General features: G+C 72.5%; 12 protein-coding genes. 2 read left to right on the top strand and 10 right to left on the bottom strand.

Annotated features, from left to right (window positions below):
- The first annotated feature begins 36 nt into the window (after window positions 1-36).
- Window positions 37-891: an FkbM family methyltransferase gene (locus ACFFGY_RS00725; protein WP_377042428.1), complete on the top strand. Its 855-nt coding sequence runs from the start codon at window positions 37-39 to the stop codon at window positions 889-891.
- Here the strand turns inward: ACFFGY_RS00725 and ACFFGY_RS00720 are convergent.
- Genes ACFFGY_RS00720 through ACFFGY_RS00695 form a run of 6 tightly spaced genes read right to left on the bottom strand, consistent with a single transcriptional unit; the run spans window position 872 to window position 7648 of the window.
- On the bottom strand, window positions 872-1177 hold the full coding sequence (locus tag ACFFGY_RS00720) for a hypothetical protein (protein ID WP_377042427.1): 306 nt from the start codon (window positions 1175-1177) through the stop codon (window positions 872-874). The two genes, ACFFGY_RS00725 and ACFFGY_RS00720, sit on opposite strands and share 20 nt — an antisense overlap.
- Window positions 1174-2346 (bottom strand): glycosyltransferase family 4 protein, encoded by a 1173-nt coding sequence (locus ACFFGY_RS00715; RefSeq protein ID WP_377042426.1) that lies wholly within the window; start codon window positions 2344-2346, stop codon window positions 1174-1176. Before ACFFGY_RS00715 ends, ACFFGY_RS00720 begins: the two co-directional genes overlap by 4 nt.
- Complete coding sequence (locus ACFFGY_RS00710; RefSeq protein ID WP_377042425.1) at window positions 2346-3524, bottom strand: glycosyltransferase family 4 protein; 1179 nt, start codon at window positions 3522-3524, stop codon at window positions 2346-2348. Before ACFFGY_RS00710 ends, ACFFGY_RS00715 begins: the two co-directional genes overlap by 1 nt.
- Complete coding sequence (locus ACFFGY_RS00705; RefSeq protein WP_377042424.1) at window positions 3521-4636, bottom strand: GNAT family N-acetyltransferase; 1116 nt, start codon at window positions 4634-4636, stop codon at window positions 3521-3523. The genes ACFFGY_RS00710 and ACFFGY_RS00705 overlap by 4 nt, the downstream gene beginning before the upstream one ends.
- Window positions 4620-5372 (bottom strand): YdcF family protein, encoded by a 753-nt coding sequence (locus ACFFGY_RS00700; RefSeq protein ID WP_377042423.1) that lies wholly within the window; start codon window positions 5370-5372, stop codon window positions 4620-4622. The genes ACFFGY_RS00705 and ACFFGY_RS00700 overlap by 17 nt, the downstream gene beginning before the upstream one ends.
- On the bottom strand, window positions 5369-7648 hold the full coding sequence (locus tag ACFFGY_RS00695) for a glycosyltransferase (RefSeq protein WP_377042422.1): 2280 nt from the start codon (window positions 7646-7648) through the stop codon (window positions 5369-5371). Before ACFFGY_RS00695 ends, ACFFGY_RS00700 begins: the two co-directional genes overlap by 4 nt.
- 20 nt (window positions 7649-7668) lie before the next feature.
- On the opposite strand from ACFFGY_RS00695, the gene ACFFGY_RS00690 reads away from it, so the two are divergent.
- The gene (locus tag ACFFGY_RS00690; RefSeq protein WP_377042421.1) at window positions 7669-8706 is read left to right on the top strand and encodes a GNAT family N-acetyltransferase; all 1038 of its coding nucleotides are present in this window, start codon (window positions 7669-7671) and stop codon (window positions 8704-8706) included.
- Between the two features lie 8 nt (window positions 8707-8714).
- Here the strand turns inward: ACFFGY_RS00690 and ACFFGY_RS00685 are convergent, their stop codons facing one another.
- The 4 genes from ACFFGY_RS00685 to ACFFGY_RS00670 form a co-directional block, all read right to left on the bottom strand.
- Window positions 8715-9695, bottom strand: a complete 981-nt coding sequence (locus tag ACFFGY_RS00685) for a glycosyltransferase (RefSeq protein WP_377042420.1) — start codon at window positions 9693-9695, stop codon at window positions 8715-8717.
- A 1-nt stretch (window position 9696) separates the two neighbouring features.
- Entirely contained in the window at window positions 9697-11244 is a 1548-nt protein-coding gene (locus ACFFGY_RS00680) for an oligosaccharide flippase family protein (protein ID WP_377042419.1), read from the bottom strand.
- Window positions 11241-13157 (bottom strand): asparagine synthase (glutamine-hydrolyzing), encoded by a 1917-nt coding sequence (gene asnB / locus ACFFGY_RS00675; RefSeq protein ID WP_377042418.1) that lies wholly within the window; start codon window positions 13155-13157, stop codon window positions 11241-11243. The genes ACFFGY_RS00680 and asnB overlap by 4 nt, the downstream gene beginning before the upstream one ends.
- Before the next feature lie 271 nt (window positions 13158-13428).
- Complete coding sequence (locus tag ACFFGY_RS00670) at window positions 13429-14415, bottom strand: NAD-dependent epimerase/dehydratase family protein (protein ID WP_377042417.1); 987 nt, start codon at window positions 14413-14415, stop codon at window positions 13429-13431.
- Window positions 14416-14548: the final 133 nt, after the last annotated feature.

The raw sequence follows: 14548 nt of genomic DNA, 5'->3' as shown, positions 1-14548 counted from the left end.
ACAGATTCCGCTGTCGGTCACGGTCAAGGACACACGATGTCGCAGGCGACGAGTCCGGTCCGCACGCCAGTCTGGCAGAACAGCCTGATGCGGCAGCTGGCCGCATCGGCCGCCTACCCGCTCCTCTGGGCCATCAACAGGCCCTCTGCCGCCTGGCTGGGCAGAGCAATCTATGATTTCGCGCTGCGCTGTAACGGCATCGCCATCAACTTCAAAGGCAGGCACGGCCTCAACGTCGCGGAAGAACGCTTTCTGCGCAGCATGGCGGGGCGCCTGCAAGGCGGCGTGTTGTTCGATGTCGGTGCCAACTACGGTTCCTACGCGGATTACCTCGCGCGCCTCGCGCCGACCGCGCGCATACACGCCTTCGAACCGCATCCCCGTACCTTCGAACGCCTTTCGCGGCACCTGTCCGGCCGCAGCGTCACGCTGGTGCAGACGGCGCTGTCCGATCAGCGCGGCGAACTGGAACTGTTCGACTTCGCCGATGGCGATGGCTCCACGCAGGCCAGTCTCAGCCGCGACGCCGTGGACATGTTCGCGGACCGGGTCGTACGGCACGTGATCGAGTGTACCACCCTTGATGCCTACCTGGAGCAGGCGGGAATCGACCGGGTCGATTTCCTGAAGATCGACACCGAGGGCTTCGACCTCAACGTGCTGAAAGGTGCCGAGCGCGCCATCCGGGATCGCCGGATCGGCATGATCCAGTTCGAATTCATTCCCGCCAACATCGCGACGCGCGCCACGATGCGCGACTTCTTTACTGCCCTGCCAGGCTACGAGATTTACCGCCTCTGCCTGAACGGTGCCCTGCTGCCGCTTTCCCCCTACGACGTGAAGCGCTGCGAGATCTACGTCACGCAGAACCTCATCGCCTTTCCCGCATAAGGCGGCGACAGGTGTTCCGGGCCGAGGCCGAAGCCGCTGCGATAGTTGAACACCAGGGCGCGATCGGAAACCGGCGATCCATCGCGCGAGCGCCCGCGCTGTAGTCCGCAGAGGCAGAGCGGTCGTCGTCGATCAGCACCGGCACGCCGCCGGCAACCGGGCAGGCGGTGCCACATCCACAGCAGCGCAGCATGGCACCCTTCACCTCCAGGGCCCGGCCGTCCTTCGGACAGGCGAGCCGGATTCCCCGCAGGGTCGCGAAGATCTGTGCCGCGCCGTCCATCATGGTCTCATCGTTTGTTCGATCAGTCTGGCATGGGCCTGGAACATGTTTTCCTGGTCGTAGTCGCGCTCCGCCTTGAAGCGGTTCGCGCGGCCGATGCGATGCCGCAGCGTGGCGTCGAGCAGCAGCGGCCGCAGCGCTTCGGCCAGGGCGGCGTCGGAGCGCGCCGCCAGAAACGGCGCATTCCCTTCGGACAGCATCAGGCGGACATCGCCGACCTCGGTCGCCGCGACGGGCAGGCCCGTCGCCATCGCCTCCAGCACCGAGAAGGGCATCTGCTCGGTGTCGGAAGACAGGGCGACAATATCCATCGCCCGGTAGGCCGCCGCCGGGTCCGCCACGTGGCCCGCGAAACGTGTCACGCCACCGATGCCGAGTTCCCCGGCCAGGGCTTCCAGCCGCGGCCTTTCGGGTCCGTCGCCGATCAGCACCAGACGGAATGCCACGCCCTGTTGCCGCAGCAGGGCCGCCGCGCGCAGGAGCCGCGCGAGGTTCTTTTCCGGCCGCAGCGCCGCCACGGTGCCGATCAGCGGCCCCTCGCCGCCTAGGCCAAGCTGGGCCTTCAAGCCGTCGGGCCGGAAGCGACGGAGGTCGATGCCGTTGGGAAGGTGGCTGAGTTGCTGCGTCGGCAGCCGCCAGACTTCCTGCGCGGCCCGCAGCAGGGTTTGCGACGGCAGCATGACACTGCTTCGCCGCAGCACGAGGCGGCGGAACAGGATCCGCCGGCGGAACTGCCCACCGCTTTCCTCCGGCCCGAAGCCATCCTCCGTGTGCAGATGCGGCAGGCGAGGACCGAGGCGGTTGGCCATGGCCCATTCGATGCTGCCCCAGTTGCTGGTCACCAGCAGCGCGGGGTTCAGCCGGCGCAGCAGCGCGGCGATGCGCGCCAGCCGCTGCGCTGGTCCTGGCGATACCTCCCAGGGTGGCTGGATCGTGGTGACGGACGCCCCGGCCTGGATGCGCTTCAGGCAGTCGGAGCGGCCGTCCAGGGTGACGACGACGTGCCGCCAGCGCGCGCCGAAGCGGTTCGCCAGCGCGGCGAAGCGCACCTGCGCGCCGCCGACCGCGAAGCTGGGAAAGACGTGCAGCAGCAGCGGTGCCGCGGCGGGTGCGGCCGTGGGTTGCTCCTCTTCGGGCGCAACCTCGTCCAGGATGGGTGCGGACAGGGACATCAGGCGGCGGGCTCCGGCGCGGTGCCGGCGGCGGGTCGCGCGCCACGACGGCTCGCTTCCGCGGCGGCGAGGCGGGCGACGCGCCGCGCATGGCCCTGCCAGGTCAGGTCGCGGCGCAGGATCTCGGCCCTTGCCGCCTCGCCGAGCCTGCGGCGCAGCGCCGGATCGCCCGCCAGCCGCATCGCGCCGCGCCAGAGCGCATCCGGATCGGCGGGATCGAAGAGCAGGGCCGTGCGGTCATGCTCCAGCAGTTCCCGGATGTTCGGTTGGTCCGGGGCGAGAATGGGGCGGCCGGCGGCCATGTATTCGAGCACCTTCAGGGGGCAGGCATAGGCCACCGCCGCCGGCTGCAGCGCGATGTCGAACCCTGCGATGACCTCCGGCACCTGCTCACGCGGGATGAGGCCGGTGAAGCGCACCCGGTCCGCCACGCCGCACTCGGCGGCGGTCCGCTCCAGCCCTGCGCGGGCCGGCCCGTCGCCCGCCACGTGCAGCACGGGACGCAGCGCTGGCTCCACCGCCGCCACGGCGCGCACCACCGAGGCCAGGCCATGCCAGTCCCGCAGAAAGCCGATGAAGCCCAGGACGATGTTGTCCCGCGATGGTGCGGTGGGACGGGCGGGGAAATCCTCCGGCGCGATGCCGTTGGGCACGACGGTGATGCGCGAGGCCGGCACCCCCGCCTGCGCGACCTGCGCCGCGAGAACCGCCGTGACCGGCAGCACCCGGTCCGCACGGCGCCACACCAGGCGCTCGAACAGGGCCGCGATCGGGCGCAGGGCCAGCCCGCCGAAGCGCGCCCGCTCCTCGGCCAGCGGGGCGTTGACCTCCAGCAGGAGCGGCAGCCCGCGCCGCGCCGCGACGACGGTGCCGGCGAGGTGGAACAGGTTTGCGCGCTCATAGATCGCGTCTGGCCGGAAGGTGGCGGCGGCGCGGTCGAGGCGGATCGTGGCCGGCACGGCGTAGGCCAGTTCCGCGAGCTCCCCAACCCAGGCCGGCAGGCGCCGGCGGATAAAGGACACGGCCTGGCTGTCGCCCCCGAGGGAGCCGCGCTCGAAGCCGGCGGGGCCCACGACCCGCACCTCGTGCCCTTCCGCGCGCAGGGCCGCGACCATGGCCTCGAGATGCACGGCCTGCCCGTCGCGCGAGCGGATCCGGTGGCTGTAGAGAATCCTCATGCGTCCTCCCTCTGCGCTTCCCCGGCAGGAACCGCCCGCCGCCAGGCCATGACCTTCCGCCGCCCCCGCCCGGCCAGCTGGTGCGCCAGTTCCAGCATCCCCGCGGGGTGCCAGGGATCCGTGATCACCAGCCCGACCCGCTGCCGGCGCTCCGCGACCCAGAGCCGCTTGTAGGGATCGTCGCCGCGGCCGAAGTCGAGCTCGCCGACATCATCGTCCTCGATCAGCGCGCGGATCATCAGCGCGGTCAGCGCAGTGCCGGGGGATGCCGCCCGCTCCGCCTCGTCGTGCGACAGCTTCAGGAGGGTGGCGCGGCCGCCCGTGACGACCCAGTACTGCGCGGCCAATGGCCGGGCGTCGGCCGCGCGGTGCAGCAGGCCGAGGCGCAGGGTGCCAACGGCCGCGGCGGCGCGCATCAGGGCGGCGTCGAAATCCGGCGCGGGCTCGGGCGGCTTCCAGCTACGCGCCCGCACGGCGTGGTAGTCGCGGATGGCGGCGTCCAGCACGGCGCCCGGCGCCGTCACGAGCGTGAAGCGCGACTCTCGCGCGGCGCGGGCCAGCTTGCGCTCGATGGTGGTGCGCAGCGCCGGCGGGCGGTTCGCCAGGTAGCGCGACCAGCCGCCGCCGGGCGTCAGAACCTGCCGCCAGTTGCCGAAATGGCGGTAGCGGTCGAGGGCGAGCCCGCCGGCCCGGAGGCCGCGCGACATCCCCGCCATCACGGGCGACGCATCGTCCATGGCTTCCAACCGGGTCGGCGGGCGGCCGCGGAGCAGCCCGGCGAAGGCGCGACCGGCATCGCGCAACGCGGTCTCGCCGGTGCCCGAGGCGGCGAGCGGCTCCCAGCGCAGCGTGTAGGGCGTGGCCAGGGCGCGCAGCCGCCGCCCCTCGCTCAGCAGCGGAAGCACCACCGTGCCGCACACCGCCAGCAGCGGCGCGGCACCCGGCGGCACGGCATGGGCCAGAACGGTGTCGTACCAGTCCCGCGCGGCGAAGAAGTCGTCCCCTGGCGGCGCCAGGTAGCGGTCGCACCAGGCCGGGAGGCGCGCGTCCTCCAGCCGCACCAGCCGGGCGGCCGTGCTGGCCCCGGTGCCGGTTTCAGCCACGGATGGCATAGAACAGCCTCCCCACCCATTCCCGCAGGGCGAACCAGCTTTCGGCCAGGTAGTCCGCGCGGGGCAGCCACTGCGGCAGGCCGAAGCGGGGTGCGGCGTCCAGGTCCGGCGCCTCCGGCACGGCGGCCAGCCCGGTCCGCCCGAAGGCTTCCAGCGCCCGCGGCAGGTGCCAGGCATGGCTGACGACGAAGGCGGCCTCGATCCCCTCGGCGCGCAGCATGGCGGCGCTGAACACGGCGTTGTCGCGCGTGTCGGCGGCCCGCGGTTCCACCCACCGGACGGGGGCGTGGAAGTCCTCGGCCAGGCTGCGCGCCATCAGGGCCGCGAGCGGGGGGTCACCGGGCGACAGCACGCCACCCGTGACCAGGAGCGGCAGGCCCGTGCGGCGGTGCAGGGCCGCCCCGGCACGCAGCCGCTCCAGCGTCAGCGGCCCGACCGTCGCGCCGTGCCGGCCATGCGTCACCTCGGCCCCGAGCACGATAATGGCCGCCGGCACCACGCCCGAGACGGGTGCGGGCGCGGCGATCTCGCGCTCCAGCGAGGCCATGAGCAGGGCGGAGATGGCAGGCGTGGCCAGCAGCAGAAGCATCGAGGCGATGATGGCCACGCAGAGCCCCGCGGCCCGCGAGCCGCGCCAGGCCAGCAGCCCCCCCGCCACGCAGGCGAGAACGAGAACCAGCGGCGGCAGGCCGAGCGCGGTGAGCACCTGACGGAGCGGGATGCTGTTCTCCATCATGACGCCAGCGCCAGCGGCGACGCGGCCGCCGCGGCCGTCCCGAAGCGCACCTCCCGCCAGGTGGCGTTGCGGCCACCCACCTCTTCCCGGAAGAAGGTGTAGTAGGCGTCCAGCCAGGCCAGGAAGCGGTCCCGCTGCGCCACCGTGCGGACGTAGGGCGTGTTGCCGGGCTCCAGCGAAGGGGAATGGTAGGTCAGGACAAAGACGCGGTGGCCTTGCGCCAGCATGGCGCGCGTCAGCCGCTTCGCTTCCTCGACCGTCATGCCTTCCGGGCTGAGGCGTATGCGCTCCAGCAATCCCAGCCGGGCCGCGGCACCGGCGAGGCGGAGCCGGTCCGCCCCGGGGCGGAACAGGAACGGCGCCACGCGTCCGCCATGCCGCGCCAGGCGACCGACCAGGGCCGCGGAGACCGGGATCTCCATCAGCGTCCGCTCCCCGTCCACCCAGTAGGGCCCGGGAGGGCTGGCCCAGGCGCCTGGGTCGTGGCGCTGCGCCGCCGCGGGCCAGCAGGGGGAAACGCTGCTGTCCGCGACGTAGCCGAGTTGCTTGAGCACGTCCGCGGTGCGCGGGCCGACGCCGAAGCGCCCGGTCCGGTAGATTTGCGGCGTGATCGCGAAGGCGTCCTCCAGCGCACCCGTCAGGCAACGCGCCTTTTCCAGCTCCACCGCGACCGGCAGGTTGCCGGCATAGCTGTTGGCCTCGCCGATCGCCTCGGTGAAGGGCGGCGTGACCCAGGGGTGAAGCTGCGCGCCGAGATCGCAGAGCCCACCCTGCAGCAGTTCCCGCAGCGGCGCCCGCCCGGCGTCCTGCGACGCCACCGGATGGTCCGCCAGGTAAACGGGCACCACGCCGTGACGGGAAAAGACGCGGTGGGCGAGGTGCTGGCTCCGCATGGAGGTGACGTCGCGCGCATCGCGCGAGAAGGGATGGGTCCAGTCGAAGGCTTCTTCCGCATCCACCATGGTCAACAGCAGCGGGACGCCCTGCGGATCGGCGGCGGCGGTGCTGGCCTGGGCGTGGAAGCGGCTGTCGGTGATGGAGGCGGTGCAGCCGAGCCCGCTTTCCGGTCCCTCCGGCGATGGCACACCGGCCTCCGCCACGCCGTAAACCCCGAGGTAGCGTGCCGCCACCTGCCGCATCCCGAACTTGCGGGCGCAGAGCGCCTTGCCCGCCGAGCCCAGCCGGCGCCGCAGCGCCGCGTCACCGGCGAGGCGCAGGACGGCCTCCAGGTAGGCAGCCTGGTCTTCCATGAGGAAGCCGGTTTCCCCTTCCAGCACGAAGCTGTCGTTCACCCCCGGCAACCGGCGCGCGACCACGGGCAGCCCGTGCGCCATCGCTTCGGGCACCACCGTGCCGAAACCCTCCAGCCGGGACGCGAAGACCAGCAGGTCGGCCGCCTCGAACCAGGGATGCGGGTCCAGCTGCTCGCCCGCGAAGACGACCGACGCGCCGGTCCCGGCCGCGGCCGCCGCCTCCAACTTCTGCACGTAGTCCGGCTCCAGCGGCGGCCCCACGAGGACGAGCCGGGCCCCGGGATGACGCGCCAGCACGGCCGGCATCGCCTCGATCAGGAAGAGCGGGTCCTTGCGGGCGCAAAGGCCGCCGACGAAGAGCAGCACGGGATCGGCCGGCCGGACGCCGAGCGAGCGGCGCACGCGCTCCCGCGTTCCGGGCGTGGCCAGCGGCACGGTGACACCGCAGGGGATGAGGTGGCAGCGCTCCGGCACGGCCGCGGCGGCGCGGTTCTGCTCGTGCAAGCGGGGGCTGATGCCGACATAGGCGTGAAACAGCCGGAACCCCACCGCCACCAGCCGCCGGAGCCCCGGCCGGTAGTGGTTGATCAGCACGGGCAGGCTGTCGTCCAGCGTGGCCGAAAGCACCAGCCGCCGCCCCGCCAACCGGGTGAGGAGGTAGGTGACGAAGTACCAGTCCGCGTGGGTGCGGAAGTGCACGGCGTCGTAGCGCCAGAGGTTCCGCAGGAACCACCATGCCAGCCTGGCGTGGTGCAGGACGGTTGGGACCGGCCCGGCATTGAGGTAGAGCACCCGCCGCAGCGTGGAACAGAAGCCCGCCGCCTCTGGACGGCTCGGGCGTGGCGTGTGGGTGACGAGGAGGTCGTGCTCCACCGTTCCCGCCAGTTCCTGCATCACGGCGCTGCAGCGCTCCAGGAACACGCCCTCGCCGGTGAAGGCCGGACGGTAGTACTTCAGCACGTGCAGGACGCGGCGCGACGATCCGGTCATCGGCGCGGCCCCCACGTTGTGCGGTGCCGCCATGGCGGGGCAGGATCGTTCCCGTGCAGATCACCGCCCATCCCGTGCGCGACCTCGCCCAACTGGAAGCGGAATGGCGCGCGCTCGAGCCCGAGGTGGCGGAGCTGTCCTTTTTCCAGTCCTGGAGTTGGGTGGGATGCCTGGCGGAGGAGCGCTACGGTGACCCCGTCCTGGTGCGGGTGAGCGAGGGCGGGCGCAACCTCGCGCTCGCCCTGTTCAACCGTCGCCGCGGCCGCCTCCATCTCGCGGAAAGCGGCGATGCGGCGCTGGACGCGCCCTTCATCGAGCACAACGCGCCCCTGGTGTCGGCACGTGCCCCGGAAGGAACCGCGGCCGCCGTGCTGCGCGCCGCGTGGCAGGTTCCCGGCGTGCGTCGCCTCGTTCTCGGCGGCACGGCGCCGGCGCTGGCCGCCGCGGCCGGGGGCACCGTGCTGCGCGAGATGGAGCGCCCCGTGCCGCTGCTGGACCTCGCGGCCGTGCGGGCTTGCGGCGGCGACTACCTCGCGACCCGCAGCGCCAACACGCGCCAGCAGCTGCGCCGCTCCGCCCGCGCGCTCGCGCAGCGCGGCCCGCTGCGGCTGGAGCGCGCGGCGGAGGCCGGCGAGGCGCTGCAATGGTTCGAGCGGCTCCGCGCGCTGCACGACCGGACGTGGGCGGCACGCGGCGCGCCCGGCGCCTTCGCCACGCCCTTCCTGCTGCGCTTCCACCGCGCGCTGATCGCGACCGCCGCGGCGCGCGGGGAGTTGGACATGCTGCGCGTGACCGCAGGGGAAGCCGAGGTGGGCTACCTTTACAACTTCCGCCTGAGTGGGCGCGTGCTGGCCTATCAGAGCGGGCTGGCGGCGGCGGCACCCGCGGAAAAGCCGGGGCTGACCTGCCACGCGATGGCGGTGGAGCGCGCGCTGGCGGCGGGCGATGCCGTGTACGATTTCCTGGCCGGGGACGCGCAATACAAGCGCAGCCTGGCGAACGGCGCCGGGCGCCTCATCTGGTCGGAGCGTGTGCCGGCGCTGTCGCCGCTCGCCCTCGCGGCGCGGCTCCGGCGGCTGGTGAAGGGCTGAGCGCGGGGTCATGCGGCCTCCGTGTCCATGACGAGGCGCGGCGCGAGGTCACCCCAGGGCGCGGCGCGGCGCATCCGGCGCAGGGCCAGCGCCGCGAAGGGATCGCGCCAGAACCGCGGCGCCCGTGCCGTGGGGTCACGCGCGATCCATTCCAGCACGTGCCGGTCGGCATCCCCGGGCATGGCGCCGAAGCCGCCGCGCCCGTCCGCCGCGTAGAGCACGTCGCGCAGCGCCGCCCATTGCAGCCGCCCGCGCCCCTGTTGCACCAGGCGGTGCCAGTGCCGACGCGCGTCGCGCCAGCGCAGCGGGCTCAGGGTCGGCGCCCGCCAGGTTGCGCCTTCCTCCACCAGCAGGCGATCGGTCCGCCAGCCGCCATGCGCCGCGTCCAGGTCGTGCATCACCAGCGAGCCGACCAGCCCGTCGCCGCGGTAAAGGCCGAGCGGCAGCCTTACCCCCGCCGCCGCGACCCGGTCCAGGAAGCGGCCGCGCAGCGCGAAGAGCGAGCCGTGCAGCCCGGGCTCCACCCGCATCCGCTCGCGCAGGGCGGCGGCGCTGCGGCCCGTGCTCGGCACGGCCGCACTTGCCAGGGCGTCCGGGTGCGTCTGCAGCCGCGCGGCCAGCCGGCGCAGCGCGTCCGGCTCCACCGCGGCGTAGGCATCCACGAAGAACCCGACCTCCGCCCTCGGCCGCAGCGCGTGGATGAACTGGTTGAGGGCGTTCGCCTTGTCGGCCTGCGGGATCAGGAAGACCCGGCCGCGCAACCCGGCCTCGCGCAGGGCCGCCGCCGCCAGGGCTGCGGAACCGTCGGTGGTGCCGTTCAGCAGCACCGTGACGTGCAGGTTTCTGCCCTCCCCGGCCCTGGCCAGGGCGCGGATGCAGCCGGCGATGAAGGGCGCCTCGTTCCGTCCGAACACGGCCGCCGTCCATTCTGCCTCCCCGCGATCCGCGCCCACGGGCAGCAGCTCGTCGCGCGACACCGGCATGTCCATGTCAGCTTTCCCGCGCCAGCGAGGCACGCCCGCGCAGGCGCGGGAAACGCCCGGCGATGCGGCGGATCAGCGCCGTCATGTCCGCTTCCGCGCCCACCGGCCGCCCCATGGCGAGCCAGCACAGGGCAAGCACGGCGACGAAGACCGCGGCGCCGAGCGCGACGCCGGCGAGGAGCAGCGGTGCCGCCGCGGCCGCCGTGTCCGGGGCAGGCGCCCAGCCCAGCCCGGTCCACCAGAGCACGGCGGCCATAACCGCCGTCGCGATCACGGGCCGCCGCAGCTGCGCCAGGAAGCGCCCGAGCGGCATCCGGAGGGCGCGCAGGGCCAGGCCCACGAGGAGGAGGTGCTCCGCCATGACCGCGAGGCCCACTGCCAGGCCGGCACCGGTGAGGCCGTAGGGCCGCGTCAGCAGCACCAGCAGGACCACGCGCACGGTGGCCGCCGTCACGGTGACGCCGAGCAGGGTCCGCAGGGCAACTCGCGCGTTCAGCATCGCCGCGCTGACGCCGCCGAACAGCGTCAGCGTGCAGGCGACGCCGAGGATCCGGACCACCGGCACCGCCTCCACCCAGGCCGGCCCGAAGGCCAGCGCCACCACCGGCCCCGCCACGAGCGAGATGCCGAAGCCCGCGGGGATAGTCAGCAAGGCCGTCAGGGCGACGATGCGCAGGTAGGCGTTTTCCAGCATCACCGGATCGCCGTGGCGCAGGGCGGCGGCGAAGCCGGGCATGCAGGCGCGGCAGATCGGGTCGACCATCTCGGTGGTCGGCAGCACCGCGACCTCCGCCCCCACGGCGTAGACGCCCAGCCGCGCCGGGCTGAGCACGCGGCCGATCACGAAGCTGTCCGCCCGGTCGCGCACCACGGTCGCGAGGCTGTTCGCCCAGCTCCAGACCGAAACGCCCGCGAGTTCCCGCCAGGCCGTCAGCGACAGGCGCGGCCGGTAGGGGTGCAGCCAGTGGCTCGCCACCACCAGGCCGAGGCGGTTGACGAGGATGCCCAGCACCAGCGCCCAGTGGCTGCCCAGCAGCCAGGCGCCCGCCACCGTCACCACGATGCCCACCACGCGCGGCAGGAACTGGAGGTGGAATTCCTTCTCGAAGCTCAGGTGCCGGCGGAAATCCGCGATGCCGACATTGGTCAGCCCCGTCGCGGCTGCCGAGGCCGCGAGGGCGAACAGGATGGGCGCCAGCCGCGCGTCCCCGAAGAAGCCGGCAGCCGGCACGGCCGCCACCGCGATCAGGACCGCGAGCAGCAGGCAGCGCAGGACGTTCAGCGTAAAGGCGGTGTCGTAGAGCTCCGGCCGCGGATCGTGCGAGCGCACGATCTGGTCCTCCACCCCGATCGAAACGCAGACGTCCAGTGCCAGGGCGAAGGCCGTGGCCAGGGCGACGAGCCCGAACTCGCCGGGCGGCAGCAGGCGCACGAGGATCAGCGTGCTCAGCAGCCCCAGCAGCCGCGTCATCATGCGCCACGCCATCACCCAGCCCGCGCCGCGCGCCGTGGCCGCGAGGATGCCGTCACGCGACGGCGGCACCGTGCCCTTCACCACGCCAGCGCCGCAGCGTCGGGCACGGCGCGCTCCTCCGCCGCGGCACCCGCGAGAAAGCCCTCGAGCACCAGCAGTTGCCAGAGCACCTGTGCGTGGTCGAAGCGGCCATCGGCGTGCTGCGCGATCAGGCGCGCCAGCGCCGCGCCGTCGAACAGACCGCTGTCGAGCATGGCCGGGCCGAGCAGCCGCGCGCGCAGCTGCGGCATCCGGGCGCGCAGCGCCTTGCCCATCGGCGCGGCGAAGCCCTGCTTGCGCCGCGCCGGCACCTCGTCGGGCAGCAGGCCGTGCACCGCGTCCCGCAGCACGCGCTTGCCGGTGCCGCCGCGCAGCTTCAGCGCGGCCGGCAGGGCGAGGCCCCATTCCACCAGCGTGTGGTCGAGCAGCGGCGGCCGCACCTCCAGCGACACGGCCATGCTGGTGCGGTCCACCTTGGTCAGGATGTCGCCGGGCAGGTAGGTGTGCAGGTCGGCGTACTGGGCCTGGAGCAGCGGCTCGTCCGGGTCGCATTCCTCCATCAGCGCGCCGAAACGCGCCGCGGGGTCGTGCCCTTCCACCGCGCTCCGCATCGCTGGGGAAAGCAGGGCGCGCCGCCGTTCCTGCGCGATGCGGCAGACGGTGTTGTAGTAGCCGAGCGCGCTGTCGAGGCTGATCTCCGTCAGCGTGTGCTTGGCGCGCAGCCAGCGCGGTGCCCGGTCCAGCTTGGGATAGGCGCGGGCGAGCGAACCGATCAGCGGGCGGCGGATCCGCGCGGGGATGTGGCGCCGAACCGCCTCGGCCAGCTGGTGCCAGCGGTAGCGGCGGTATCCCGCGAAGACCTCGTCCCCGCCATCGCCCGACAGGGCCACGGTGACGTGGCCGCGCGCCAGCCGGCACACCGCGAGGGTTGGCACGGAGGAGGTGTCACCGAAGGGTTCGCCGAACAGGGCAGCCTGCGCGCGGGCGTCTTCCAGTGGGTCACTTGCGGCGGCCTGGGCGCGGTGCGTGCCACCGAGCAGTTCGGCCAGCGACGCGGCGGCGGGCCGCTCGTCCTCCGCGCCCTCGAAGCCGATGGTGAAGCTGTCCAGCGGCTGCCCCGCGCGCGCCGAGGCGGCCGCGACGGCGCTGGAATCCAGGCCGCCCGACAGGAAGCAGCCCAGCGGCACGTCCGACATCAGCCGCAGCCGCACGGCCTCCTCGAGCCGCGCCGCCAGTTCTTCCGCCGGTGCGCCGCCGGGCGCGACGACACCGCGAGGCGGTTGCCAGTAGCGCCGCAGCGGCGGCAACCGCGTTTCGCCCCTGCTCAGCCGGAGGAAGTAGCCGGCCGGCAGGCGCCGGATCGCGGCATGGATCGTGTGCGGGTCCGGCACGTAGCCGAGTGCCAGGAAATCATCGATCGCGGCCGGGTCCAGGCGGCGCGGGAGTGACGGCAGCGCCAGCAGCCCGGCAATCTCGGAGGCGAAGGCGATGCTGCCATCCGGCAGGGCGGCGTAGTGCATCGGCTTTTCGCCCAGCCGGTCACGCGCGAGGAAAAGCTGTCCGCCGTCGCGATCCCACAGCGCGAAGGCGAACATTCCGTTCAGGCGGTCGAGACAGCCCGCGCCCCATTGCCGCCAGCCATGCAGGATCGCCTCCGTGTCGGAGCGGGTGGCGAAGCGATGTCCCAGCGCCTCCAGCTCACGGCGCAGCGCGGCGTGGTTGTAGATCTCGCCGTTGAAGGAGATCACCAGCGCACCGTCGGGCGTCGCCATCGGTTGCGCGCCGCCGGCCAGATCCACGATCGCCAGGCGCCGGTGGCCGAGCGCGAGGCCGGGTTCAGCGTGGAAGCCGTCGCCGTCCGGGCCGCGATGCCGAACGGCCTCCGCCATGCGACGGACCAATGCGAGGTCCGGCGTTGCGAAGGATGGTTGGAAGATGCCGACCACACCACACATGCTGAGCAGATCCCCTTTGCAACCGCTGACGACCTTCGTCCGTGCTATGGACAGCCTGTCCAGGACGGCCACGGAGGAGGGCCGCCGCGCATCACGGCTCGCTCGCGCCGCAGGAGACATCGTATGAAACCTGGCCGCACCGACCCCGGGCGGACCGCTCCCGACCGGGGCACCAATGGTGCGGAGCCGGCTGACACGACCAGCCCGCGGCGGATGTCCTGGCCTGCGGCCTCGCTGCTGATCGCGGCGCTCTCGCTGCTCGGGTGGGGGCTCATCGGCCTTGCCGTATGGGCGCTCTGGCGCTGAGGCCGGAGTGAGCCGATGGTGCCAGCCCTGGCCGTCCTTCCCGCATCCAGGCCAGGGTCGCTTCCAGCCCGTCGCGGATCGCCACGGTGGAGCCCAGGCCGAGATATTCCCGCGCGCGAAGGGGTGAACCGATCGAGTGCCGCACCTCTCCAGCCCGCGCGGGCTGGTGGATGATCTCGGCTTTTACGCCGCAAAGATCCGCCACCAGGGCGGCCAGCTGCAGGACCGAGGTGCCTTGCCCGGTACAGATGTTGAAGACGGGCGCCGTGGTGTCCGCACGCGCCATCGCCGCGAGCAGGGCACGCACGACGTCCTCGACGAAGATGAAGTCGCGGGTCTGCTGGCCGTCCCCGAAGATGTTCAGCGCCTGCGTCCGCAGAAGGCGGTCGCAGAAGATGGAGATCACGCCCGAGTAAGGCGAGGTCGGGTCCTGCCGCGGACCGAAGACGTTGAAGAAGCGTAAGCCCACGGTGGGGATGCCGTGGACGTGGCCCGCCACGCGCGCGTGCTGCTCGCAGCCCAGCTTGTCGGCGCCGTAGGCCGACAGCGGACGGACAACTGAATCCTCGTGCAGGGGCAGGGCACCGGTGCTGCCGTAAACGGCGGCGGAGGAAGCGTAGACCACGGGAATGCCGCGGCCACGCGCCGCCTCGAACAGCGCCACCGTCGCGGACAGGTTGGTGCGATGGGTCACCAGCCATTCCCGCTCGCCACGCTGCACGGAGGCGATGGCCGCGAGGTGATAGCAGCCGTCGACGCCGTCCAGGGCCTCGCGCAGCGCCATGGGTTGGCAAACATCGCCGAGCAGAAACGTGCTGCCGGGCACGAGATTGGCTTCCGAACCGCTGGAAAGATCATCTAGTACCCGCACTCCATGCCCATTGGCACGAAGCGCGGCGCAAAGGTGGGAACCGATGAACCCGCAGCCACCGGTCACGAGGAACGTCGCCATCGCTGTGACTCCCTTCGACAAGACCACAAAGCGGAAAATAACCTGACAGCGGCGCCAGCATAAGTATTATTGTGATATTTACATTATTTACATTTTACATTCGCTTAGTAGGGCTAATTTTCTTTAAAATTGA

The organism is Roseomonas elaeocarpi, from assembly GCF_042433915.1.
Classification (GTDB): Bacteria; Pseudomonadota; Alphaproteobacteria; order Acetobacterales; family Acetobacteraceae; genus Roseomonas; species Roseomonas elaeocarpi.
Note: the sequence above shows the minus strand (reverse complement) of the source record. Positions and strands in the feature narration are given on the sequence as shown.

Coding starts and splice junctions, on each gene's coding strand:
- ACFFGY_RS00670 (WP_377042417.1), bottom strand. CDS start 14,415: ATGGCGACGTTCCTCGTGACCGGTGGCTGCGGGTTCATCGGTTCCCAC.
- ACFFGY_RS00705 (WP_377042424.1), bottom strand. CDS start 4,636: ATGCCATCCGTGGCTGAAACCGGCACCGGGGCCAGCACGGCCGCCCGG.
- ACFFGY_RS00685 (WP_377042420.1), bottom strand. CDS start 9,695: ATGGACATGCCGGTGTCGCGCGACGAGCTGCTGCCCGTGGGCGCGGAT.
- ACFFGY_RS00715 (WP_377042426.1), bottom strand. CDS start 2,346: ATGTCCCTGTCCGCACCCATCCTGGACGAGGTTGCGCCCGAAGAGGAG.
- ACFFGY_RS00720 (WP_377042427.1), bottom strand. CDS start 1,177: ATGATGGACGGCGCGGCACAGATCTTCGCGACCCTGCGGGGAATCCGG.
- asnB (WP_377042418.1), bottom strand. CDS start 13,157: ATGTGTGGTGTGGTCGGCATCTTCCAACCATCCTTCGCAACGCCGGAC.
- ACFFGY_RS00725 (WP_377042428.1), top strand. CDS start 37: ATGTCGCAGGCGACGAGTCCGGTCCGCACGCCAGTCTGGCAGAACAGC.
- ACFFGY_RS00695 (WP_377042422.1), bottom strand. CDS start 7,648: ATGGCGGCACCGCACAACGTGGGGGCCGCGCCGATGACCGGATCGTCG.
- ACFFGY_RS00700 (WP_377042423.1), bottom strand. CDS start 5,372: ATGATGGAGAACAGCATCCCGCTCCGTCAGGTGCTCACCGCGCTCGGC.
- ACFFGY_RS00710 (WP_377042425.1), bottom strand. CDS start 3,524: ATGAGGATTCTCTACAGCCACCGGATCCGCTCGCGCGACGGGCAGGCC.